Genomic DNA, 24346 nt, shown 5'->3' on the forward strand with positions numbered 1-24346 from the left:
GATCGTGCGCGGGCGATTCCGCGCGGGTTGAGCGCCGCTTCAGCGCTTGCGGCCGCGTGCGGCGGTCAGCTCGTCGGACACGCTTTGCATCAGCGCACACAGCCACGCGATGTCGGTCGGGCGATCGGGGTGCGGGTGCGTGAGCAGGTAGCTCTTGATGCGCGGGAACGGCACAGGCGGCGCGACGACGACGAGCGGCAGCAGCTGCGCGTAGTGCGTCGCGAAGCGGCGTGTCGTCGTGAAGATCAAGTCCGACTGCAGCAGCACCTGCGGCACGATGCCGAAGTACGGCAGCGTCGTCACGATCCGTCGCGTGAGGCGGGCGCGGGCGAGGCCGATCTCGATCGCGTTGCGCTTGTCGCCGGTGTACGGCGTCGGCGCGACGTGCGCGGCCGACGCGTACGCTTCGCGCGTGAGCGGTTCGCGGGCGAGCGGATGCGCGTCGCGCATCAGGCACACGATCGTGTCGGAGAACAGGTCCTGGCGCGCGAACCGCGGGTCGGGCTTCGGCCAGTTGCCGATCACGAGATCGAGCGCGCCCGATTCGAGCGCCTCCGCGTGATCGAGCGCGGGATTCAATGAGTCGATTTCCAGATGCGCATGCGGCGCCGCGTCGCGAAAGCGCTCGATCAGCGTCGGCATGAAGAAATCGTTCAGGTAGTCGGGTGCGGCCACGCGGAACGTGCGCCGCGCGGACGATGGATCGAAGTCGCCGTGCGGCGTCGCGATGAAGTCGACCTCGCGCAGCGCGCGCGACGCGGCACCGAGCAGCGATGCGCCGTACTCGGTCGGCACCATCCCGGATTTGCCGCGCACGAGAATCGGGTCGTTCAGCGTCTCGCGCAGCTTGCGCAGCGCGGTGCTGATCGCGGGCTGGGTCTGGTTCAGCCGCAGCGCGGCCTGCGTGACGCTGCGCTCGAGCAGCAGCGTGCGCAATACGCGCACGAGCCAGATATCGAGCGAGGCGGTACGATCGTCGTCTTCCATCGGCGAGCGGTGTTCGGGAGAAGCGTAACCTTACCGCAGCCGCACGTTGCCGTGCGTGATACCGGCCATCACGTGCGCCCCTTCGGCAGCACGCTGATCCGCTTGACCTCGCGCGACTCGAGCCAGTTCGGCGTGCGCGCGCAGTACAGCACCATCGGCAGCGCGTCCTCGCCCCAGAACAGCTGCTGGTTCATCCAGAAGGTCGGTACGCCGAACACGCCGAGCGCGATCGCGTCGTCGGTGTTGCGGCGCAACTGCGCGCTCGTCTCCTCGAATTCGATCAGCTCGTCGCCGTGCCCGACGCCGACGCGCTCGCACAGCGCCGCGAACCCGTCCGGCGTCGACGGATCGTTGCCGTCGTGCCAGATGAAGCGGAACATTTCCAGCACGGTCGCGATGTCGGCGCGCAGCGCGATCGCGAGGCGCAGCACCTTGTCGGAGTCGAACGGATGCGCGGGCGGCATCTTGAAGCGGATGCCGAGCTGTTCGGCGCGAAACAGCGCGTGGCGGTACGTGAACACGCGCTTGGCCGGCACGTCGGCGCTCGGGCGCTGCCCCCAGTGGCGCTGCAGGTCGGGCAGCGACACGGCGACGGGGTCGAACGGCACGTCGGGCCACTTGTCGTGCTGTTCGAGCAGCAGGTAGGAGAACGGCGACACGAAGTCGAAGAACCAGGCAGGCTGGGCAGTGTCGAGGCCGGTTGTCATGGCGATCTCCAGAGGGTGGGGCGTGCGCGCCTGGCGGCGGCCTTCATGTTACGTTGCGGCGCGCGGATGCAACCGCGCGGATGCAGCAATGATCGCGGATCGGCCGCTCATGCGGAACCGGGAGTCGCCCGGGGGGGCTCGCCGGCCGGCGCCGCCGCGCCGCCGCGCGCCGCTGCACGGCCGCCGGCGCCGGGTGTGCCCGGCGTGCCCGATGCGACGTCGTGATCGTGCGCGGTGAGCCGCTCGCGCACGAAGCCGATGTGCTCGCGCAGCACGTAGAACTGCCCCGCGTACGCAAGCGGCATCTTCATCCGGTTCACGGCTTCCTCGATGTCGTCGAGTTCGTCGAGCAGCTGGACGCGCTCTTCGGCCGTATGCTCGCCGAGCGCGCGGCGCTCGAGCGCGATCAGTGCGCCGTACCAGCGGTAGATGCGCGAACGCACGCGCCAGCCGTACAGCGACGGCACCAGCCGCAACCCGGGGATCAGCACGACGATCAGCGGCACCACGACGACGAGCAGCCGGTCGACGAGACTCGCGACCCAGAACGGCAGCCGCCGGTACAGGAACGACTTGCCCGACTTGTAATAGCGCCCCGCGTCGTCGGACAGCGGGAAGCCGCGCGCGACGGCCGACGGGAATTCGCCCGCGTGCTGCAGGATCGTCGCGTGGCCGTGCACTTCGCGCGCGGCCTCGATCAGCAGGTCGGACAGCGCGGGGTGCAGCGTATCGCGCGCGACCAGCTCGATCGTCGGCGCGACCGTGTGGATGTCGGCGGGCGGCAGGTTGAGGCCGAGATCGTAGACGCCCATCGGCAGCGTGATCGCGGTCAGGTACGGAAAGCGCCGCGCGTAGGCCTCGGCTTGCGTGAACGAGTACACGTGCACGCCGGGCGCGCGGAACAGCTTCGCCATCACCGGGATCTGCGTCGAGTCGCCGGACAGGAACGCGGCGTCGATCTTGCCGTCGAGCAGCGCGGCCGCGGCGTCCTCGCCGGCGGTCGGCAGCAGCTCGGTCGAGCCGCCCGGCACGATGCCGTTCATCTTCAGCAGCGCCAGGCTCAATTCGCGCGCGCCGCTGCCTTCCGCGCCGAGCGCGAGCCGCTTGCCCTTGAAGTCGGACAGGCGTGCGACCACCGGCCCGCGGTACATGATCGCGAGCGGCACGTAGCCGATGCTGCCGAGCGAGACCAGGTGTTCATCGCGCTCCTTCGGGCCGATGCCGCTCTGCACGAAGCCGACGTCGACCGGCGCGTCCGGATTCGACAGCCGCGCGAGGTTCTGCGCGGATCCTTCGGATGACTGGACGTCGAGCGTGACGCCGTTCTTCGCGAGGATCGCCTTGTATTTCTGCGCGGCGTTCCAGTAGGTGCTGCCGGGCGGGCCGGACGAAATCACGAGCGTGGACGGCGGCGCCGGCTGGATCAGCTTGACCGCGAACCAGACCGCCGCGACCGCGAGTAGCACGGTGGGGCCGATCGACAGCGCGAGGTCACGCCACGACACCGCGACGAAGCGGGCGAGGATGCGGCGGGGCGGGCGGGGGCGGGCTGGCTTCATGGAGTCGGCGGATGACACGGGCGTGACGCAGCGATGACGGCCGTCGCGGACAAGGCACGCGATGCGCGTTCTGGCGGCGATGGTACCCGGTTTCGCCCGGCGTGCGCGAGTCCGGTGCCGTCGCGCGGCGGCGGACACGGGCGCGCGCGGGCGGATGGCGGGCGGCCACGCGTCAAAAGCTTTGCGCTTCGGCTGGCGCTGGATTACATTGTGCGACGCAGCCGCGCCCGATTCGCGCACGACCCGGCACGTTATGAGACCGGGCGCGCCCGGCCGGCGGCTGTCCGGCCCGGCCGGCCCGCATTCGCGCGCGCCGGCCGCCGGCCCGTGTCGCCTCTCTCGCATCGCCGTGGAAATCATCGGCCGTCCCGCCCGTTCGCGCGCGGGCCGGCTGCCTTTGGGGGTATCCGGCCGTACTGTGCACGGCCGTTCCGGAGTTACAAGGAGATAGCATGAAGTCGATCGTGTTGAGAGCGTTGGGTGTTGCGGCCGTGGCGGCCTGTCTGACGGGCAGCGTGTACGCGCAGTCGAGCGATGCGGCGGCCACCGAAGCGCCGGCCGCGGCAGCGAGCTCGCCGAAGGCGGCGGCCAAGACCGCGAAGAAGGCCAACCGCCAGCTCGGCTATGCGGTGCGCAAGGCCATTACGAAGGCAGGCGGCATCGACGTGGCGAACATCGTCGTGCGCTCGAAGGGCGGCGCGATCTCGCTGGAGGGCACGGTGCCCGACCAGGCACAGATCGACAAGGCGGAAGAGGCGGCGAAGGGCGTGAAGGGCGTGACGTCGGTCACGAACAAGCTGACGGTTCAGCAGCAATGATGCCGGGCGGCGGCGCGCCAGCGCCGCGCGCCCGCTTTCACGCGGGCCCCGGCGTGCCGGGGCCCGTTTGCACTTTTGAATGCCCCCCGGGCCCGCCGCTTCGCGCCAGGCCCCCGAGCGGGCGTCCCCCAAGGAAACTTCCTTCGGGGCGGAAAACCTTGGGCGGCCCGGCGTTTTCCCGACAGGCCGCGAGCCGCGCACGACGCAGCGGCGCACCGATAACGATATCGAGAGGGCGGCAATGACAACGCACGGGTGGGGCAGTCGGATTCTTTGGGGCGCGGCGCTGGTCGCGATCACGTTGCTCGGCGCCTGCAACGGCGACGAGTCGTCCGAACGCAATCGGCTGCCCGGGTTCGTGTCCGGCAGCGTGCGCACCACCGCCTACGACGGTACGAGCGACGACCTGCTGACTGCCGGTCTCGGCAAGACGGGCCTCGCCGCCGCCACCGCGCCGGCGTTCGCGAATCCGTCGCGGCCGACGAGCGCCGAGCTGCGCCGGCTCGCGATCTGGTCGAACTACCGCGCGCTCGTCGACATGAGCGCCAACGGCGGCTACGGCCGTTTCTGGGGACCGAACGTCGACCTCGACGGCAACGACACGCTCGGCGAAGGCAAGATTCCCGGCACCGAATATCTCGCGTATTCCGACGACGGCAGCGGCCGCAAGAACGTGACGCTGCTCGTGCAGGTGCCCGCGAGCTTCGACCCCGCGCAGCCGTGCATCGTCACCGCGACGTCGTCCGGTTCGCGCGGCGTGTACGGCGCGATCTCGGCGGCCGGCGAGTGGGGCCTCAAGCGCGGCTGCGCGGTCGCGTACAACGACAAGGGCGGCGGCAACGGCGCGCACGAGCTCGGCACCGACACGATCACGCTGATCGACGGCACGCTCGCCGACGCGGTGCTCGCCGGCAATGCGAGTCTCTTTACCGCCAATGTGACGAGCAGCGACCTGGCCGCGTTCAACAGCCGCTTCCCGAACCGCTACGCGTTCAAGCACGCGCATTCGCAACAGAATCCCGAGCAGGACTGGGGGCACGCGACGCTGCAGGCGGTCGAATTCGCGTACTGGGCGCTCAACGAACAGTTCGGGCCGTTCGTCGACGGCTCGCATCACGGCGTGCGCTACCGCCCGGGCGACATCACGACGATCGCCGCGTCCGTCAGCAACGGCGGCGGCGCGGCGCTCGCGGCGGCCGAGCAGGACACGCGCCGCTGGATCACCGCGGTCGTGGTCGGCGAGCCGCAAGTCAACGTGCGGATGGCGCCGAACGCGGTCGTGCGCGAGGGCGGCCAGCCGGTGCCGTCGTTCGGCCGGCCGCTGGCCGACTACGCGACGCTCGCGAACCTGCTGGAGCCGTGTGCGGCCGCGTCGTCGTCGCTCGCGGGCGCGCCGTACCTGAGCGCGCTGCCGGCCGCCACCACGCAGTCGATCCGCACGCAGCGCTGCGCGACGCTCGCCGCGGCCGGGTTCGTGTCGGGGGCCGATACGCAGAGCCAGGCCGCCGACGCGCTCGCGCAACTGCACGCGGCCGGCTATCTCGCGGATTCCGACCTGCTGCAGGCGCCGATGTGGGATTCGCAGGCGATTCCGGCGATCGCGGTCACCTATGCGAACGCGTACACGCGCTCGCGCGTGACCGACAACCTGTGCAATTTCAGCTTCGCGACCACCAATGCGGCGACGGGCGCGGTGGCGCCGCCCGCCGCCTCGCCGATGCCGGCCGTGTTCGGCCTCGGCAACGGCGTGCCGCCGACGGCAGGCGTCAATCTCGTGTTCAACACCGGTGCGGGTGTCGACCACCGGCTCGCGACGCCCGACGCGAGTTTCGCGGGCGCGCTGTGCCTGCGCCAGCTGTGGACCAACGGGATGCTCGACATGCCGGCGAACGTCGATGCGGTGCGCGTGAACGCGAACCTGCAGGGCAAGCCGGCGATCATCGTGCAGGGCCGCAGCGACGCGCTCGTGCCCGTGAATCACGCGTCGCGCGCGTACGTCGCGCAGAACGGCATCAGTGAAGGCGGCCGCAGCCAGCTCGTGTTCTACGAGGTGACGAACGGGCAGCACTTCGATGCGTTCCTGCCCGTCGCGGGCTTCGACACGCGCTTCGTGCCGGTCCACTACTACAACCTGCAGGCGCTGAACCTGATGTGGCGGCACCTGAAGAACGGTGCCGCGCTGCCGCCGTCACAGGTGGTCCGCACGCTGCCGCGCGGCGGCACGCCGGGCGCCGCGCCGGCGCTGACGAGCGCGAACCTGCCGCCGATCTCGGCGTCCCCCGGCGCGAACGCGATCACGGCCGGCGCGGGCGCGATCGATGTGCCGCTCTGACGGCACCCGCCCCACCGCGATACGGAAGCCGGACGCTCGTCCGGCTTTTTTATTTTCAGCGTCTGGAATCGGTCCCGCATTGCCCTTGGTCCGAATGGCATGCGCTGTAACAAATTATCGCTTTACGGCGGAAAATCCGGAATCTATTATGCGCCGATATTTTAACTTAATTTAATAAATTCCCGTAAAGACAATATTCCTTTCCGTATAGTTAATCGATCCTTTCGATTTTATTAAATCGGCTCGAGTTGCGGTTGGTCGCCCTTTCGCGATTGACCGGCATTTCGTCGAGGGAGTCGTTCGTCTGTTCGAAGCGAAGGCGCCTTGTCTGGCGGCCTTTGCAGGGGATGCTTTTGCTTGCGGTTTCCCGCGCGTGCGGATGGTGAGGGCGAATTCGCAGTGCCGCACATTATTGAATCGTCGTTTGCAATGGAATTGATTCCATTGTGCGATCGCGGAATATGGGTGGGGTAAATCATGCCGGTCGGTATTCGCCGATGCGGTAAAAAACTCGGGGTGCATCGCAAAACGAATGCGCTCCCGGTGCGGAGCGCCGGCGCAAATGATCCTTTGCGACCGGCGGTATTTATCGTTCTGTTCGAGAGGCAATAATGACGACACTGAAGTCCTTGAAAGACGGTTTCGCGCTATTTGGAACGACGCTGAGCGTGCCGCTCGCCGCAGCCGCGGCCGCGGCGCTGCTCGTCACGGGATGCGGCGGCGACGACGGGGCGGGCCCGACCGCCGCCACCGCGGCAGCCGCGACGACGTCGAACGGCAGCACGTCGGCCAGCACCAATGCAACGGCCGCCGTCCCGGCCGACCAGCCGTACGTCGACAACGACGTGTACGGCACCGGGCCGAACGACGCGGTCACGGATTCGACCGAAGGGGCCGCGGTCGTGCACCGCCAGGTCACGATCGGCGGCAAGACCGTCCAGTACACGGCCACCACCGGCCACCTGACCACGATCGACCCGATCACGTCGGCGCCGAACGCGAAGATGTTCTACGTCGCGTACACGCAGGACAATCCGGACCCGTCGAAGCCGCGCCCGGTCACGTTCTTCTACAACGGCGGCCCCGGCTCGTCGTCGGTCTACCTGCTGCTCGGCTCGTACGGGCCGAAGCGCCTGCAGTCGTCGTTCCCGAACTTCACGCCGCCGGCCCCGTACAAGCTGCTCGACAACCCGGACAGCCTGCTCGACCGTACCGACCTCGTGTTCATCAACCCGGTCGGCACCGGCTACTCGGCGGCGATCGCCCCGGCGAAGAACAAGGATTTCTGGGGCACCGACCAGGACGCGCGCTCGATCGACCGCTTCATCCAGCGCTACCTGACCAAGTACTCGCGCTGGAACTCGCCGAAGTTCCTGTACGGCGAGTCATACGGCACCGCGCGCAGTGCGGTCGTGTCGTGGGTGCTGCATGAGGACGGCATCGACTTGAACGGGATCACGCTGCAGTCGTCGATCCTCGACTATGCGAATGCGCTGTCCGCGCCGGGTACCTTCCCGACGCTCGCGGCCGACGCGTTCTACTGGAAGAAGACGACGCTCAACCCGACGCCGACCGATCTCGACGCATACATGGTGCAGGCCCGCAACTACGCGGACAACACGCTCGCGCCGCTCGCGCAGAAGCCGAACCCGCAGGACGGCGGCTTCGTGAACGTGCGGCTGAACCTGAACCTGCAGACCGCGCAGCAGATGGGTTCGTACATCGGCACGGATCCGACGTCGCTGATCCAGACGTTCGGCAACCCGGCCGCGCTCGGCAACGTGCCGTCGTCGGACGACAACCCGCCGTACACGTTCTTCCTGACGCTCGTGCCGGGCACGCAGATCGGCCAGTACGACGGTCGCGCGAACTTCACGGGCAAGGGCATCGCGCCGTACATCCTGCCGAACTCGGGCAGCAACGATCCGTCGATCACGAACGTCGGCGGCGCGTACACGGTGCTGTGGAACAGCTACATCAACACCGACCTCAAGTACACGTCGACGTCGTCGTTCGTGGACCTGAACGACCAGGTCTTCAACAACTGGGACTTCAGCCACACCGACCCGACCGGCGCGAACCGGGGCGGCGGCAATACGCTGTACACGGCCGGCGACCTGGCGTCGACGATGAGCGTGAACCCGGACCTGAAGGTGCTGTCGGCGAACGGCTATTTCGATGCGGTCACGCCATTCCACCAGACCGAGCTGACGCTCGCGCAGATGCCGCTCGATCCGACGCTCAAGGCGCAGAACCTGACGATCAAGAACTATCCGTCGGGCCACATGATCTACCTGAACGACGCGTCGCGGACCGCGCTGAAGGGCGACCTCGGCAACTTCTACGACGGGATTCTCGCAAACCGTACCGCGCTGCAGCGCGTGCTGAAACTGCAGGCGCGTACGCAACAGATGAAGCAGCAACAGTTGAAGCAGCAGGGGCAGTAAGGATCGCGAGCGACTTGCGCTGCCCGGCCGTGCGCCGGGCGGCCCGAGTTCGCGAGGCCCCGGATGGACGACAGCCCGATCGGCGCAGGCCGGTCGGGCTGTTTTTTGCGGCGGGGTGCCGGCGTCGCGTGCTGGCCGGTCATGCATCACATCGCGCATGTGGCTCGCGATGCTGTGATCTTCCACGGTGCCCGTGAGTCGTCGACCGACGGGGCGTTATCGGGTCCGCGTGAGATTCGCCGCGGCTTGATCCTCGAAAGGGGAATGCATGTCCCTGTATCGAGGGAAATTCTCCACCGACAAATCGTGCCGATCTCTTCCGTCAGGGGCGGGAAGATGGCGGTGTCCGCCGTGGCGGGCGGCCGCTGCGCCGCTTACGCGAGCACGAGCCGCACGCCGACCGCGACGAGCGTCGAGGCGAGCAGGTTGCGCAGCAGCCGCTCGGGCGCGCGCGCCGACAGCAGGCTGCCGAGCACGATGCCGGGCAGCGAGCCGAGCAGCAGCGACAGCAGCATCGACCAGTCGACCGAGCCGAGCAGCCAGTGGCCCATGCCCGCGACGAGCGTGAGCGGCACCGCGTGCGCGATGTCGGAGCCGACGATGCGCGCGGTCGCGAGCAGCGGGTACAGCAGCAATAGCACGGTGACGCCGATCGCGCCGGCGCCGACCGACGTCATCGACACGAGCGCACCGAGCACGGCGCCCGTCAGCACGGTCGACCAGAACGTGCGCGCGGGATTCGGCGGGAGCGGGTTGCGCGCGGCGAGCGCGGTCAACTGCGGGCGGAAGATCAGTGCGAGCGACGTGAGCAGCAGCGCGATGCCGAGCACCAGCTGGATCATTCGCGCGGTGCCGGGCGAGTTCATCCCGTGCGTGTGCAGCACCCACAGCGTGACGGCCGCGGCCGGGACGCTGCCGGCCGCGAGCCGGCCGGTGATGCGCCAGTCGATCGACCCCTTCAGTCCGTGGACGAGGGTGCCGGTGGCCTTGGTCGCGGCCGCATACAGCAGATCGGTGCCGACCGCCGTCGCGGGATGGACGCCGAACAGCAGCACGAGGATCGGCGTCATCAGCGAACCGCCGCCGACGCCCGTCAGGCCGACGAGAACGCCGACGAACAGGCCGGACAGGGAGTACAGCAGATCGATATGGGGAAGCGACATCGGAAGCAGGCGGTTATGCGGCGTTCGGCGGCGGCGCGCGGCCGCGGCGCGCGCATCAAAGTCCGCCATTGTCGCAAAAGTGGCGCTTCGGTGTACGACTACGTTAAAAATCGGCCGGGAAGGCCCGCCGGACGGGCCGTTCCCGGCAGGTCAAACGAACGTTTGAACGGGCGCCGGGCCGGGCGGGGTGGCGTGCCGGCGTTGCCGGGTTGCGACGCCGATGGCGGGCCATCGGGTGCGGCGGGGCGGAGCTGCTCCGATTCAGGCCGGACGGCCGTCAATGCATCGCGGGGCCGGCGCCCGCAACGGCGTCCTGGCGGCGGATGCGCAGCGCGAGGCCGAGCAGCCCGGCCGCGGCCGCAAATGCGGCGCCGACCGCGAACGCGGCGTGGTAGCCGCCGTTCAGCGCGTCGAGCGGCGAGGCGTGTGCCGCCGCGAGCGCATCGGTGCGCGCGGCCGCGAGGCTCGCGAGCACGGCGAGGCCGAGCGCGCCGCCCATCATGAACGCGGTGTTGACGATGCCCGACGCGAGCCCGGAATCGGCCGGATCGACGTCGCTCATCGCGGCGAGCAGCACCGGATTGAACGCGACGCCCGCGCCGATGCCGAGCAGCGTCATGCCCGGCAGCACGTGCCAGACGAAGCTGCCGTCGGCCGGCGCGCGCGCGAACAGCGCGAGGCCGCACGCCGCGATCAGCAGGCCGGCGGCGATCGGGCCGCGGATGCCGAAACGCATCACGATCCGCGCCGACAGCCCGAGCGAGAACGCGGCCATGATCAGGTTCGCCGGCAGGAACGCGAGCCCGACCTGCAGCGGTCCGTAGCCGAGCACGCGCTGCATGTAGAGCGCGGACAGGAAGAACCACGCGAACATCGCGGCCGCCCACAGCACGCCGATCACGTTCGCGAGCGCGACGTTGCGCGCGGCGAACAGCGTGAGCGGCATCAGCGGATGCGCGACGCGCGCCTCGATCGCGACGAACAGCGCGAGCAGCACGACGGCCGCGCCGATCAGCACGACGGTTTGCGTAGACAGCCAGCCGGCCTCGTTGCCGCCGACGATCCCGTAGACCGCGAGCATCAGCGACGCGGTCACGGTGATCGCGCCCGCGACGTCGAGCCGCGCGGCGCCGGCCGGCGCGCGCAGGCGCGGCAGCAGCGCGACGCACATCGCATAGACGGCGATGCCGATCGGCAGGTTGACGAGGAAGATCCAGTGCCACGACAGCGTGCTCGTCAAGAGCCCGCCGAGCAGCACGCCGATGCTGCCGCCGCCCGCGCAGACGAAACCGTAGACGCCCATCGCGCGCGCCCGTTCGCCCGGCTCGGTGAACAGGTTCATGATCAGCGACAGCGACACGGCCGACACGATCGCGCCGCCGAAGCCCTGCACCGCGCGCGCGGCGATCAGCATCGTCTGCGATTGCGCGAGGCCGCAGGCGAGCGACGCGAGCGTGAACACGACGAGGCCGGCGAGGAACATGCGCCGCTGGCCGTACAGGTCGCCGAGCCGGCCGCCGAGCAGCAGGCAGCCGCCGAACGTCAGCAGGTAGGCGTTGACGACCCACACGAGGGCCGTCTCGGTGAAATGGAGGTCGGTGCTGATCGACGGCAGTGCAACGTTTACGATCGTGCTGTCGAGCACGATCATCAGCACGCCGAGGCAGAGGACGATCAGCGCGTACCAGCGCTTCTCGCCGTGGATCCCGTAGGTCATGGCTGGCAGCCTTCTCTCTGATAGTTATTTGAAAGGCTGAATTGTAGACGTCGTTCGCGTGCGCTTCCTGCCGGTTTGTGGCAGGAGCGACGCGTAGCGGCGGCGCGTGTCGCGCGGCGCCGGACGTTATCCGCGCGGCGGGAGTTCGCAGCCGTCGGGGCCGCAAGCGGCGGCGTCGCCGCCGGCGAATTCGACGATGGCGCCGTCGCGCCATGCCTGCTCGAGCGCCTGCGCGAACACGTCGGCCGGCTGCGCACCCGATACCGCGTAGCGGCCGCCGAACACGAACAGCGGCACGCCGCGTCCGCCGATCTGCGCGGCGCGCGCGATGTCGGCCTCGACTTCGTCACGGTATGCATCGCTGCGCAGCACGGCTTCGACGGCCGAGCGCTCGAGCCCCGCTTCGACCGCGAAGTCGATCAGCGCCGCATGGTCGAACAGCGAGCCGTGCTCGCAGAAATAGGCGCGGTACAGGCGCTCGGTCAGCGCATGGGCGCGGCCGGTGGCTTCCGCGAGCTTCACGAGCCGATGGCCGTCGAGCGTGTCGCCGACGAACGTGCCGGGCAGGTCGTAGCTCAGCCCGACGCTCGCTGCTGCGTCGGTCACCTGGCGCAACATCTGGTCGACCTGCGCGGGCGACATCCGGTACTTGCCCGCGAGCATCGCCTCCACCGGTTCGACCGGCTGGCCCGGCATCAGCCGGTACGCACGCAACGCGACGTCGACGTGCTCCGCGTGCGCGAATGCGGCGAGCGCCTCGTCGAAGCGGCGCTTGCCGATCCAGCACCACGGGCAGATCAGGTCGGACCAGATTTCGACGGTCAGGATCGGGCGGGCAGTCGGGGCGGGGGTGGTCGTCATGGGCGGTCCGGGGCGGCAAATAAATGTAACCGGGACTATAGCATTTTGTGCTTCGACGCTTCGATGCTTCGCCGTGGGCTGGCCCGCGTGGAACGGGCCGGCCCCTGACGTATCACGAAGCATAGTCACGGACCGCGCGAACCGGTAGCGGCGCCGATGTTAGTGATGGTGAACGGTGAAGGCGGCAAGCTTGGCGACCAAGCGACCAAGCAACCACGCCCGCAGCACACGTCGCTCACACGTCGCCCTGCGTTTCCTTCAGATGCTTCAGGTGCTTGTAGACGGTCGCGCGCCCCATCCCGAGCACGTTCGCGACGTAGTTCGCGGCGCTCTTGCCGCGGAACGCGCCTTCCGCATAAAGCGCCTCGACGAGCTCGCGCCGGTGCTCGCGCGTGAGGCCGTTCAGGCCGACCTGCCGCTCGCGCAGCCAGCCGTGCAGGAACGTGTTGATGCGCTCCTGCCAGTCGTCGCGGAACAGCTCGTCCGGTTGCGCGACGATGCCCGCGCCCTTGATGAACACGTCGAGCGTCGCGCGGACGTCGTCGAACACCGCGATGTTGAAGTTGATGCACATCATCCCGGCCGGCCGGCCTTCGTCGTCGAACAGCACGTTGCTCACGCAACGCATGCGCCGGCCGTCCCAGTTCAGTTTCTCGTACGGGCCGATCACGCGCTCGCGCGCCGAATGATCGATTTCCTCGAGCGCCGAATCGTCGCCGACCTCGCGCTTCGACAGGTTGTTCGCGAGGTACAGCACGGTCTGGTCGTGCAGGTCGTGGATCACGACTTCCGCGTACGGGAAGAACAGCGCCGCGATGCCGTCGGCGATCGGTGCGTAGCGGGTGAGCAGCAGGTCTTTGACGGGGGATTGCTTCTTGCGCATCGGAATCGCCATCTCGGGTGAGCGGGGGCCGGGCGGTGCGTCGGCACGGCGCGCCGGCGTGCCGTCCACCGGCTCGCCCGTGCGCCCCCGCGCTGCCGCCGCGGCGGTTGCGCCATTGTATCGGCCCCGCGTGCGCGTGCCGCTCATGCGCGCGTCAGATGCATGTACAGCGCGTGTGCGATCGCGATGTCCTCGAGCCCGAGGCCGATCGAGCGGAAGAACGCGTGACGCGTGCGCGACGGCGCCGCGCAGGTGCCAGCGACGAGCGCGGGCAGGTCGCCGACGATCCGCTCCGGCGTCCAGCCGTGCCCGGCCGCCGCGATCTGCATCTCGCCCGCGCTCGCGGGCGTCGTGTGCCGGTAGTCGCAGTACACGTCCATGTCGGGCAACCATGCCGGCGGGATCTCGTGCGCGCGCGCGACGTTGGTGCTGATCGAGGTGACGAGCGCGGGGCGCGTGAGCATGCCGTCGGCGAGCACCGGCGTGCCCGACGACGTGCACAGCATCACGACGTCCGCGTCGCGCACGCACGCCTCGACGCTGACGGCCGCACGGGCGCGCGGATCGATCCGCGCGAGTGTCGCCTGCAGCGCCGGGTCGCCGGCGAGCGCGGGCGAATGGACGCTGATCGATGCCCAGTCGCGCAATGTCGCCGTATGGCGCAGATGTGCGAGGCCCACCGCGCCCGCGCCGATCACGGCGAGCCGGCGCGCATCGCGCGGCGCGAGGCAGTCGACCGCGAGCGCCGTCGTGCCGGCCGTGCGCTCGACCGTCAGCAGCCCCGCGTCGCACCACATCAGCGGCTGGCCGGTGCGCATCGACATCAGCGCGGTCCACGCCGTGACGATCGGTTTGCCGCCCGTCACGACGTATGGCGACAGCTTCGCGCCGAACACTTGCTCGTCGGCGAGTGCGCCGAGATACGTGATGAAATCGCCGGCCTGCTCGGGGAACAGCGTGAGGGTTTGCGGCGGCTGCACCGCGCGGGCCGAGGCGAGCGACGCGAACATGCGGCGCAGCGTGCCGAGCACGTCGAGCGACGGCAGCGCCGCGCGCACCGCGGCTTCGTCGACGGTCAGCGGCAGGGTCGGGGCGGGTTGCGTCATGGAACTTCTCCGGTCGGGGCCGGACAGGACAGTCTCGAAAGCGGGCGTCCGGCGGTGTTCGTGATGGATTAAAAGTCTAATATAGACAAAATAAGTCGGGTGAATTTTTCTTTTCAGGACAGGCCCGAGCCACTGTCAGTCGAAAAAACATCGATGAATCAAAGGCATTTTGCGTAATCGACGGAATCTCGATGGGCAGCAGCGAGGCCGCGATTATCGTATCCCCTATAGTCTATAGTAGACTAAGAGTCTATATTTCACATGCGGACCGGCATGTTGCCGCCCGGCGGCCGGCATGCATCGCATGCCGATCCGGCGCCCGGCGACGGCGTCGCGCGAACGGTCTTCATCGCCTCAATCCGGAATCGAAGGACATCGTCATGAACTGGAAGCTTTCCCTCTGCGCCGCCGCGGCGCTTGCGTGCGCGGCCGTCACCGCCCACGCGGAACAGACCACGCTGCGCTTCGGGATCGAAGCCGCCTATCCGCCGTTCGAGAGCAAGACGCCGGCCGGCCAGCTGCAGGGTTTCGACGTCGACGTCGGCAATGCCGTCTGCGCGAAGCTGAACATGAAGTGCGTGTGGGTCGAGAATGCGTTCGACGGGCTGATCCCGGCGCTGCAGGCGCGCAAGTTCGATGCGATCAATTCGGCGATGAACATCACCGCGAAGCGCAAGCAGAGCATCGATTTCACGCCGGCGATCTACGTGGTGCCGATCGTGATGGTCGCGCACCGCGGCTCGCCGCTGCGGCCCGATGCCGCGAGCCTGCGCGGCAAGCACGTCGGCGTGCTGCAGGGCTCGTCGCAGGAGGATTTCCTGAAGGCGCACTGGGCCAATGCGGGCGTGGACGTCGTGTCGTATCAGGACCAGGACCAGATCTATGCCGATCTCGTCGCCGGTCGTCTCGACGCGGCCGTGCAGGAAGCGCAGACCGCGCAGGACGGTTTCCTCGACAAGCCGGCCGGCCGCGACTACCAGATCGTCGGCGAGCCGCTGAAGGATCCCGCGACGCTCGGCGAGGGCACCGGCTTCGGGTTGCGCAAGGGCGACAAGGCGCTGCAGGCGAAGATCGTCGGCGCGCTCGACGCGCTGAAGAAGGACGGCACGCTGAGCGCGCTGTCGCAGAAGTATTTCAAGCGCGACATCGTCGCGAAGTAAGCCAGGCCGCGCGCCGGCCGCGGTGCCGGCGCGCGTCGCACCGAATCTCGACGCAGTACGGGGAAGCATGGATTTCGACGTCATCGTTCTGGGGGCCGGCATCGTCGGCGTGTCGTCGGCGCTGCATCTGCAGGATCGCGGGCTGCGTGTCGCGCTCGTCGACCGGCGCGCGCCCGGCGAGGAAACGAGCCACGGCAATGCGGGGCTGATCGAGCGCTCGTCGGTCGTGCCGTACGCGTTCCCGCGCCGGCTCGGCACGCTGCTGCGCTACGCACGCAACCGCTCGGTCGATCTCTATTGGGACTACAAAGCATTGCCCGCGTACGCGGGCTGGCTTGCGCGTTTCTGGCGCGAATCGTCGCCGCAGCGGCTCGCGGCCGCCGCACGCGACATGCTGCCGCTCGTCGCGGCGAGCGTCGTCGAGCACGACGCGCTGCTCGCGCGCACCGACGCGCAGCCGCTCGTGCATGACGGCGGGTGGATCGAGGCGTTCCGTTCGCCCGCGCTGTTCGACGCGGAAACGCGCGCGCAGCAGCGGGTGGTCGACGCGCACGGGTTGCGGATGAGTGTGCTCGACGCGCGCGCGTTGCGCGAACGCGAGCCCGGCATCGGCGACGCGTTCTGCGGCGCATTCCACTGGCAGGACCCGAAGACGGTGTCGAGCCCCGGCGGCCTCACGAAGGCGTACGCGCGGCTGTTCGAGCTCGACGGCGGCACGTTCGTACGCGGCGACGCGACGACGCTCGCGCAGGTGCGCGACGGCTGGCAGGTCGATACCGAGCACGGGCCGATTGCGGCCCGTTCGGCCGTGGTTGCGCTCGGGCCGTGGTCCGATCACGTGTTCGCGCCGCTCGGCTACCGGATTCCGCTGCGCGCGAAGCGCGGCTATCACATGCATTACCGGCCGACCCGCGCGTCGCTGAACGTGCCCGTGTGCGATACCGAGGAGGGTTTCGTCGTCGCGCCGATGGAAGGCGGCCGCCTGCGGCTCACGACCGGCGTCGAGATCGCGTTGCGCGGCGCGCCGCCGACCGGCGTGCAGCTCGCACGTGCAGAGCCGCTGGCGCGCGACGCGTTCGGCATCGGCGAGCGGCTCGATCCGGCGCCGTGGCTCGGGATGCGGCCGTGCACGCCCGACATGCGGCCCGTGATCGGGCCTGCGCCGCGCCATCGTCATCTGTGGTTCGCGTTCGGCCACTGTCACCACGGGCTCACGCTCGGCCCCGCGACCGGGCGTCTGCTCGCCGAGATGATGACGGGCGCCCCGACCTTCATCGATCCCCATCCGTACCGGCCCGCGCGCTTCGGCTGAACCCGTTGCGATACGACGGCCGCCGCGTGTGCGGCCGTCACAGTTTTTCATTCGGCTGTCCGTATTGAGTGAAGTCTTGCAGCCGGAAATGATCTGCGCAATTGACCGGAAAGAAATCGCGAAATAAGCAAAACAGAAAACACGCGATTTATTAATGCAATTTCATGAAGATGAAACGCGAAGCAGGCGGTCCGTCCGGGCCATCCGGCGACGTTTCGCAACGGACGTTCCGATGTGACCCGGGATGTACCGGAACACGTTACTTCCGGCCTCGCAAACGTTACGTTACATCCGCGCTCCCGACACATTTATCGTCAGATGATTGCGGCTGCGCGACCCGTTTATTTACCCGGAAATCCATATAAAACCGTTATTGGCTTGCAATAGGCCAACGAATCAATCCGTTTTATCCGGATGGCACACTTCGTGCAATCGATCCCCATGCTTTATCAACGTAGTGCCAACGAGATGGGGTAAGGATGAGACAAAACTTTAAATTGACGGGTGTGGCGCTGTCGGTCACGACGGTGTTCGGGGTACTGGTTTCCGGTTCGGCTGTCGCCGGGCCGCTCGATGCGCTGCCGATTCCGCAAGTCGTCGTGAATCCGCCGACCAACAGCGTATCGATCGGGTTGGCCGCGACCGGCACGTCGCCGCTGGGTTCGGTCACCGTTGCGACGGGTGGGGCCGGCGCGATTCAGACGTCGCTGGGCAATCCGGCGCAGGCGTTGTCGGGCGCGGTGAACGCGCTGCAGGGCGCGCTCGGCGGCGGTGGCGGCGCGGTGACGCCCCTCGCGCCGGTACAAGGCGTGGTGAACCAGGTGACGGGAGCGCTCGGTGGCGGCAACCCGGCCGGTGCGTTGAGCGGCGCGCTGAATACGGCGACGGGGACGTTGAGCAATGCGGTCGGCACGGTGACGGGCGGGCTGGGTAACGTCGGCGGCGGTGCGAATCCGCTGGCGCCGGTTCAAGGTGTCGTCAATCAAGTGACGGGGGCGCTCGGTGGTGGCAACCCGGCCGGCGCGCTGACCGGCGCCCTCGGTACGGTCACGGGTGCGTTGGGTAACGTCGGTGGCGGGTCGAACCCGCTGGCACCGGTTCAAGGTGTCGTCAATCAAGTGACGGGGGCGCTCGGTGGCGGCAACCCGGCCGGCGCGCTGACCGGCGCCCTCGGTACGGTCACCGGTGCGCTGGGTAACGTCGGTGGCGGGTCGAATCCGCTGGCACCGGTTCAAGGTGTCGTCAATCAAGCAACGGGCGCGCTCGGCGGTGGCAACCCCGCTGCTGCACTGACCGGCGCGCTCAATACGGCGACGGGTACGCTGAGTAACGGAATCGGTACGGTGACGGGCGCACTGGGCAACGTCGGTGGCGGCACGAATCCGCTCGCGCCGGTTCAGGGCGTGGTGAATCAAGTAACGGGTGCGCTTGGCGGCGGCAACTCGGCCGGCGCACTGACCGGCGCCCTCGGCACGGTGACGGGTGCACTCGGCAACGTCGGCGGCGGCAACCCGGCCGGCGCACTGACCGGCGCTTTCGGCACGGTGACGGGTGCGCTCGGCAGCGTCGGCGGCGGCAACCCGGCCGGCGCACTGACCGGCGCCCTTGGCACGGTGACGGGTGCACTCGGCAACGTCGGCGGCGGCAACCCGGCCGGCGCGCTGACCGGCGCCCTCGGCACGGTGACGGGTGCGCTCGGCAACGTCGGCGGCGGCAACCCGGCCAGCGCACTGACCGGCGCTCTCGGCACGGTGACGGGTGCACTCGGCAACGTTGGCGGCACGAACCCGCTGGCGCCGATCCAGAACGTCGTCGACCAGGTCGCGGGCACGCTGGGCAGCGGCAATCCGGCTGGTGCGCTGAGCAACGCGGTCAATACGATCACGGGTACGCTCGGCAACATCGGTGGCGCGTCGAGCCCGCTGGCACCGGTGCAAGGCGCCGTCACGCAACTCGCCGGCACGCTCGGCAATGGCAACCCGGCCAGCGCACTGACGGACGCTGTGAATTCGGTGACGGGCGCGCTCGGCAACCTTGGCGGCACGAACCCGCTGGCTCCGGTACAAGGCGTCGTGAACCAGGTCGTCGGCACGCTATCGGGCGCCGGCGGCGGCAGCCCGATCGCGCCGATCACGAACCTCGTCAGCGGCCTGCAAAACGCGCTGCCGACGGGCGGCAACCCGGCCGGCGCACTGGGCAACGCGGTCAACTCGGTCACGGGCGCACTCGGCAACCTCGGCGGCACGAACCCGCTGGTGCCGGTACAGGGCGTCGTGAACCAGGTCGTCGGCACGCTCGGCGGCAGCAACCCGGCCGGCGCACTGAGCAACGCGGTCAACTCGGTCACGGGCGCACTTGGCAACCTCGGCGGCACGAACCCGCTGGCGCCGGTACAGGGCGTCGTGAACCAGGTGGTCGGTACGCTCGGCGGCAGCAACCCGGCCGGCGCACTGAGCAACGCGGTCAGTTCGGTGACGGGCGCACTCGGCAGCCTCGGCGGCACGAACCCGCTGGCGCCGGTGCAGGGCGTCGTGAACCAGGTCGTCGGCATGCTGTCGGGCGCAGGCGGCAGCAGCCCGATCGCGCCGATCACGAACCTCGTCAGCGGCCTGACCGGCGGCAGCAACCCGGCCGCCGCGCTGACCGGTGCGCTCGGTTCGGTGACGGGGGCCCTGGCGAACGGTCCGGCGGCCCTCGGGCAGGCGGCCGGCGCGTTGTCGGGCGCGGCCGGTTCGACGGCTGCAGCGGGCGGCAGCCTGCTCGGCTCGGGCGCGAGCGCGGCGGGCAGCACGGCGGGGGCAGCCGGTTCGCTGCTGTCGACGGGCGGCAACGCGACGGCGACGGTCGTCAATGCGGCCGGCACGACGCTGGGCACGGCGCTGGGTTCCACGCCGAGCCTGTCGGTCACGCCGCACTCGGGCAACAACTCGGCGAACAATCCGCTCGCACCGGTGTCGACGCTGCTGCAGGCGGTGACGGGCGCATTGCCGAGGTAACCGGCCGGCGCGCGCGGCGACGGTTCATCGCGTCCCGCGCGCAACGGGTCGCACAACGCGGCATGACAGCAATGTCATGCCGCGTTTTTTTGGGGTTCCCGGTCTGTCTCACGGGAGGAATGGCACTGAATTGCGGGGCGGAATGGAATAACCGGCCGGATTCGTCCGTTTACTTACCGAGTCGCGGCGCAGCCGGACAGCGGGATAATGGTCATGACGTAGTCGACGTCCCGTCCGGCGCCGCCGTGCCGCGATGCCATGCCAAGGAGAACGGGAATGAAGACGATGCTGTTCGCCATCGCGCTGATGGCCGCGATCGTGCGGCCCGCGGCCGCCGAGCCGCCGCAGGCCGGTGACGGGAAACTGGTCGACGAAGATCACATGACGCTGTACGTGTTCGATCACGACGCGCCGGGCAAGAGCACGTGCACCGGCACCTGCGCGGCCAACTGGCCGCCGGCGCTCGCCGACGGATACGACAAGGCGTCGGGCGCACTGAGCCTCGTCACGCGCGACGACGGCAAGAAGCAATGGGCGTACCGCGGCCGTCCGCTGTACCGCTGGAAGATGGACCACAAGGCCGGTGACGCGGGCGGCGACGGCGTCGGCGGCATGTGGCACGTTGCGCGCCCCTGAGAACGGACTGACGGGCTGACGGCGCGGCGACGCGCAAGGCATCCGGATGAGCTACGAATCGGACCTGCTGGTGTGGCTGCCGCATCTCACCCGGTATGCGCGCGCGCTGACGGGCGATCGGGCCTGGGCGGACGATCTCGTGCAGGACACGCTCGAGCGCGCGCTGAACCGGCCGCCACGTGACGGCGGCAACCTGCGCGCGTGGCTGCTGACGCTGTTGCGCCACCGCTTCATCGACCAGTTGCGCGCGCGGCGCGAGATCGCGGTCGACGATGCGACCGCGCCGTGGCAGACGATGGCCGCGCCGAACGACGAGATCGGCGGCCTGCTGCTGCGCGACGTGCAGCGCGCGCTGTACCGGCTGCCGGTCGAGCAGCGCGAGGTGCTGCTGCTGGTGGCGCTCGAGGAGCTGAGTTACCGCGACGCCGCACAGGTGCTCGGCGTGCCGGTGGGGACTGTGATGTCGCGGCTGTCACGGGCGCGTGAACAGATGCGTGCGCTGTTGTCCGGCGAGCCGCCGGCGCACGGCGCGGCCGCGTTACGGGTGATCGGGAAGACATGATGGACGACGACGATCCGCGCAAACCTTCGAACGATCGGGACGATGTCGTGTCGGCCCAGCTGCTGTCGGCGCTGCTCGACGGCGAGCTGTCCGGGCAGGAGCGCCGCGAGGTGCTCGAGCGGCTGCGGTCCGATCCGCGGGAGGCCGACCGGTTCGCGCATTACGGCGCGCAGCGCGATGCGTTGCACGCGCTGTTCCCGCTGCCGGCTGCCGCACCCGCGCTGTTCGTGCAGCGGCGCGCGCCGCGCTGGCGTGGCCTTGCCTATGCGTTCGCGGGGCTGGCGGTCGGGCTGGTGATCGGCATCGCGCTGCACGCGGGCTGGACGACGTTCGGCGCCGAGCCGGCATTCGCCGCACGCGCGGACGTCGCTTACGCCGTGTACGCGGCCGAGCGGGAGCATCCGGTCGAGGTCGACGCACGCGATCCGGCGCGCCTTGCCGCGTGGCTGTCCGCGCGTCTCGGGCGGCCCGTGCGCGCGCCGTCGCTCGACGAATACGGCTATGCATTGCTGGGCGGCCGGCTCCTGCCGGGCGACGCGGGGCCGGCGGCGCAACTCATGTACCAGCGCGCGGACGGCAAGCGCGTGACGCTCTACATGACGGCCTACGATGCGCGGCGTTTCGCGCCCCAGGCGATGTCGGCCGACGGCCGCCATACGTATTTCTGGTCGGATCGCGGCATGGGTTTTGCGCTCTCCGGGCGCGCCGACGAACGACGCCTGCGCGAGCTCGCGATCGAGGCATGCGGCGCGCTCGGCGGGCCGACCGACGCGTGGAAGGGGTGATGCACGCGGCATCCGCAGGGAGCCAATGATGAACGCGAAGGTGGCGATGGTGACGGTGGCGCTCGCGGCATGCGCCGGGCTCGCGCGGGCGGACGGCGATGCCCCGGTGCGCGTGCCGGTCGACGCCGACGGCGTGCAGCGGGTGGCGATCGTCGGCGGCAGCTATTTCTTTCGCCCGAACCACGTGATCGTCCGCGCGCACGTGCCGGTGGAGCTGACCGTATCGGCCGAACCGGGCGTCGTGCCGCACAGTTTCGCGATCGACGCGCCGCAGGCCGGCATCGCGGTGCGCACCGAACTCGGCACGACGCCGCGCACGTTGCGCTTCACGCCGACGACGCCCGGCCGCTTCGCCTACTATTGCACGCATCGGCTGCTGTTCTTGCGCAGTCATCGCGAGCGCGGAATGGAAGGCGTGCTCGACGTCGAGGCGGCGCCATGATCGCCGCGTTGCTGGCCGCGAGCCTGATAGGAGCGAGCATGACAGCCGACCCCGTGACCGTCGCGCAGACGCATTTCGACCAGGTCCACTCGTACCGCGCGACGATCCGCTCGTCGGCGCGAAGCGGCGAGCACGCCGAATTCCACTATGCATACCTGAAACCCGGTTTCGTCCGGATGGACTTCGTGTCGCCGCATCACGGCGCGGTGCTCGCGTACGATCCCGGCGACGGCAAGGTCCGGCTGCGCCCGTTCGGCGAGCATGCGCTGCCCGCGCTGACGCTGTCGCCGTCCAATCCGCTCCTGCGCAATCGCAGCGGCCATCGCGTCGACCGGTCGGACGTCGGCGTGCTGCTGCGCAACGTGCATGCGCTGCAGCAGGGCGGTGCGACGGTGACGGAGGGCCAGGAAACCGTCGGCGGCCGCACCACGCTGCGCGTGTCGGTGACGGGCGCACCCGCGCACGTGGTCGACGGCGTCCATCGCTATCGTCTGTGGCTGGACACCGAGGACGGCTTTCCGCTGAAGGTGGTCAGCTTCGCGGACGACGACGGCGCGCCGCTCGAGACGGTCACGCTCGACGACGTCGAGATCGACGTCGCGTTTCCCGCCCGCTTTTTCTCCCCCTGATTCCTGATCCCGACGACTCATGCCGGAGGCAGCATGGCGGAATACCGGTTTTCGACGACGTGGCGCGTGGATGCGCCGCTCGCGGCGGTCTGGGACGCGATCTACCAGGTCGATCGCTGGCCCGACTGGTGGAAGAGCGCCGTGCGGACCGTCGAGATCGAACCCGGCGATGCGCGCGGCGTCGGCGCGCTGCAGCGCTACACGTGGAAAGGCGCGTTGCCGTACCGGCTGACCTTCGACATGCGCGTGCTGCGCGTCGAGCGGCTGCATGCGCTCGAAGGCCGCGCGAGCGGCGCGATCGAAGGCGACGGCTGCTGGTCGTTCGCCGGCGACGGCACGCGCACCGTCGTGCGCTACGACTGGCACATCCGCACGCGCGAGCGCTGGATGAACTGGCTGGAGCCGGTCGCGCGCCCGCTGTTCGCCTGGAATCACGACGTCGTGATGCGCGAAGGCGCGAAAGGGCTCGCGCGCCGGCTGGGCGCGACGGTCGAGACCGACGGCCGGACGTTCCAGCCGGTCGCCGGCTGTCCGGACATGTGACGATCTCGCGGTCTGTCCCGGCCTCGTTGGCGTCCGAGCGGCCCTTTTCATGCGATACCGGACGACCGCGGGAACTCGGTGCCTGCCCCGTGTCAAATTGGGGCGATGGTCGGGATATCCCGTATCCCCGTCCGCTCCCGGTGTGCGGGGTTGATGTGTATGTGATTGTTTTGAATGATCTTTTTTGATTAATCCCCGTTTTCTCGCCGTTCCGCCCCGCACGAAAAAACCTCCCGCTCCCCTTCTTGAATTTGTCAAAACCCGTCCATATAATTAGCACTCGCTGCACGAGAGTGCTAACAATTCTCTGCCGGGCGACCCGCCGGGCAGATTCCCTAAGCGTTCTTCAATCTCAGTCAAGAGAGGAGTGAATATGAACCTTCGTCCTTTGCACGATCGCGTGATCGTCAAGCGCCTGGATCAGGAAACCAAGACCGCCTCGGGCATCGTGATCCCCGAAGCTGCTGCTGAGAAGCCGGATCAAGGCGAGATCCTCGCGGTCGGCCCGGGCAAGCGCGACGACAAGGGCGCGGCGATCGCGCTCGACGTGAAGGTCGGCGATCGCGTGCTGTTCGGCAAGTACGCTGGTCAGACCGTCAAGGTCGACGGCCAGGAACTGCTGGTCATGCGCGAAGAAGACATCATGGCCGTGGTCAACGCGCAGTAAGCGTCCACCGACGGTACATATTCCCAAGAATTCA

At 69.0% G+C, this 24346-nt stretch carries 21 protein-coding genes; 13 read left to right on the forward strand and 8 right to left on the reverse strand.

Features of this window, described 5'->3' with window-relative positions:
• Positions 1-39 precede the first annotated feature (39 nt).
• The 3 genes from DID98_RS26315 to DID98_RS26325 form a co-directional block, all read right to left on the reverse strand.
• Positions 40-987, reverse strand: a complete 948-nt coding sequence (locus DID98_RS26315) for a LysR family transcriptional regulator (RefSeq protein ID WP_044844124.1) — start codon at positions 985-987, stop codon at positions 40-42.
• A 68-nt stretch (positions 988-1055) separates the two neighbouring features.
• Entirely contained in the window at positions 1056-1694 is a 639-nt protein-coding gene (locus DID98_RS26320; protein ID WP_044844125.1) for a 2-hydroxychromene-2-carboxylate isomerase, read from the reverse strand.
• 107 nt (positions 1695-1801) lie between these two features.
• Positions 1802-3253 carry a TAXI family TRAP transporter solute-binding subunit gene (locus tag DID98_RS26325; protein ID WP_124571671.1) on the reverse strand — a complete coding sequence of 484 codons (1452 nt, stop codon included), beginning with the start codon at positions 3251-3253 and terminating at the stop codon, positions 1802-1804.
• A 452-nt stretch (positions 3254-3705) separates the two neighbouring features.
• On the opposite strand from DID98_RS26325, the gene DID98_RS26330 reads away from it, so the two are divergent.
• The 3 genes from DID98_RS26330 to DID98_RS26345 all read left to right on the forward strand — a co-directional run bounded on the left by DID98_RS26330 (position 3706) and on the right by DID98_RS26345 (position 8850).
• A complete protein-coding gene (locus DID98_RS26330; RefSeq protein ID WP_044844127.1) occupies positions 3706-4071 on the forward strand; it encodes a BON domain-containing protein in 366 nt (121 codons plus the stop codon).
• A gap of 241 nt (positions 4072-4312) precedes the next feature.
• On the forward strand, positions 4313-6403 hold the full coding sequence (locus tag DID98_RS26335) for a D-(-)-3-hydroxybutyrate oligomer hydrolase (RefSeq protein ID WP_124522825.1): 2091 nt from the start codon (positions 4313-4315) through the stop codon (positions 6401-6403).
• A 611-nt stretch (positions 6404-7014) separates the two neighbouring features.
• Positions 7015-8850 (forward strand): S10 family peptidase, encoded by a 1836-nt coding sequence (locus tag DID98_RS26345; protein ID WP_124571672.1) that lies wholly within the window; start codon positions 7015-7017, stop codon positions 8848-8850.
• 374 nt (positions 8851-9224) lie between these two features.
• Here DID98_RS26345 and DID98_RS26350 read toward each other — a convergent pair whose 3' ends face one another.
• From DID98_RS26350 to DID98_RS26370, 5 genes are all read right to left on the reverse strand, one after another.
• The gene (locus DID98_RS26350; protein ID WP_124522827.1) at positions 9225-10013 is read right to left on the reverse strand and encodes a sulfite exporter TauE/SafE family protein; all 789 of its coding nucleotides are present in this window, start codon (positions 10011-10013) and stop codon (positions 9225-9227) included.
• 277 nt (positions 10014-10290) lie between these two features.
• Entirely contained in the window at positions 10291-11730 is a 1440-nt protein-coding gene (locus DID98_RS26355; protein WP_124571673.1) for a DHA2 family efflux MFS transporter permease subunit, read from the reverse strand.
• Positions 11731-11856: 126 nt separating this feature from the next.
• Complete coding sequence (locus DID98_RS26360; RefSeq protein WP_124571674.1) at positions 11857-12591, reverse strand: DsbA family oxidoreductase; 735 nt, start codon at positions 12589-12591, stop codon at positions 11857-11859.
• Positions 12592-12826: 235 nt separating this feature from the next.
• The gene (locus DID98_RS26365; protein ID WP_124529000.1) at positions 12827-13621 is read right to left on the reverse strand and encodes a transcriptional regulator; all 795 of its coding nucleotides are present in this window, start codon (positions 13619-13621) and stop codon (positions 12827-12829) included.
• Positions 13618-14580 (reverse strand): ornithine cyclodeaminase family protein, encoded by a 963-nt coding sequence (locus tag DID98_RS26370; RefSeq protein WP_124571675.1) that lies wholly within the window; start codon positions 14578-14580, stop codon positions 13618-13620. Before DID98_RS26370 ends, DID98_RS26365 begins: the two co-directional genes overlap by 4 nt.
• A gap of 380 nt (positions 14581-14960) precedes the next feature.
• On the opposite strand from DID98_RS26370, the gene DID98_RS26375 reads away from it, so the two are divergent.
• From DID98_RS26375 to groES, 10 genes are all read left to right on the forward strand, one after another.
• A complete protein-coding gene (locus DID98_RS26375) occupies positions 14961-15740 on the forward strand; it encodes an ABC transporter substrate-binding protein (protein WP_124571676.1) in 780 nt (259 codons plus the stop codon).
• 67 nt (positions 15741-15807) lie between these two features.
• On the forward strand, positions 15808-17052 hold the full coding sequence (locus DID98_RS26380; RefSeq protein WP_124571677.1) for an FAD-binding oxidoreductase: 1245 nt from the start codon (positions 15808-15810) through the stop codon (positions 17050-17052).
• Positions 17053-17531: 479 nt separating this feature from the next.
• Positions 17532-20048, forward strand: a complete 2517-nt coding sequence (locus tag DID98_RS26390; protein ID WP_124571678.1) for a hypothetical protein — start codon at positions 17532-17534, stop codon at positions 20046-20048.
• A gap of 276 nt (positions 20049-20324) precedes the next feature.
• Positions 20325-20684: a hypothetical protein gene (locus tag DID98_RS26395; protein WP_124488735.1), complete on the forward strand. Its 360-nt coding sequence runs from the start codon at positions 20325-20327 to the stop codon at positions 20682-20684.
• Positions 20685-20730: 46 nt separating this feature from the next.
• Positions 20731-21246: a sigma-70 family RNA polymerase sigma factor gene (locus DID98_RS26400; protein ID WP_044846302.1), complete on the forward strand. Its 516-nt coding sequence runs from the start codon at positions 20731-20733 to the stop codon at positions 21244-21246.
• Complete coding sequence (locus DID98_RS26405) at positions 21246-22031, forward strand: anti-sigma factor family protein (protein ID WP_409362345.1); 786 nt, start codon at positions 21246-21248, stop codon at positions 22029-22031. The genes DID98_RS26400 and DID98_RS26405 overlap by 1 nt, the downstream gene beginning before the upstream one ends.
• Before the next feature lie 28 nt (positions 22032-22059).
• The gene (locus DID98_RS26410) at positions 22060-22473 is read left to right on the forward strand and encodes a quinol oxidase (RefSeq protein WP_124488738.1); all 414 of its coding nucleotides are present in this window, start codon (positions 22060-22062) and stop codon (positions 22471-22473) included.
• A complete protein-coding gene (locus tag DID98_RS26415) occupies positions 22470-23102 on the forward strand; it encodes a DUF1571 domain-containing protein (protein WP_124522837.1) in 633 nt (210 codons plus the stop codon). The genes DID98_RS26410 and DID98_RS26415 overlap by 4 nt, the downstream gene beginning before the upstream one ends.
• 33 nt (positions 23103-23135) lie before the next feature.
• Entirely contained in the window at positions 23136-23645 is a 510-nt protein-coding gene (locus tag DID98_RS26420; protein WP_124488740.1) for an SRPBCC family protein, read from the forward strand.
• Positions 23646-24018: 373 nt separating this feature from the next.
• Positions 24019-24312: a co-chaperone GroES gene (gene groES / locus DID98_RS26425; protein WP_014897904.1), complete on the forward strand. Its 294-nt coding sequence runs from the start codon at positions 24019-24021 to the stop codon at positions 24310-24312.
• Positions 24313-24346: the final 34 nt, after the last annotated feature.

Origin of the sequence: Burkholderia sp. Bp8984, assembly GCF_003853755.1 — a bacterium.
Taxonomy (GTDB): domain Bacteria; phylum Pseudomonadota; class Gammaproteobacteria; order Burkholderiales; family Burkholderiaceae; genus Burkholderia.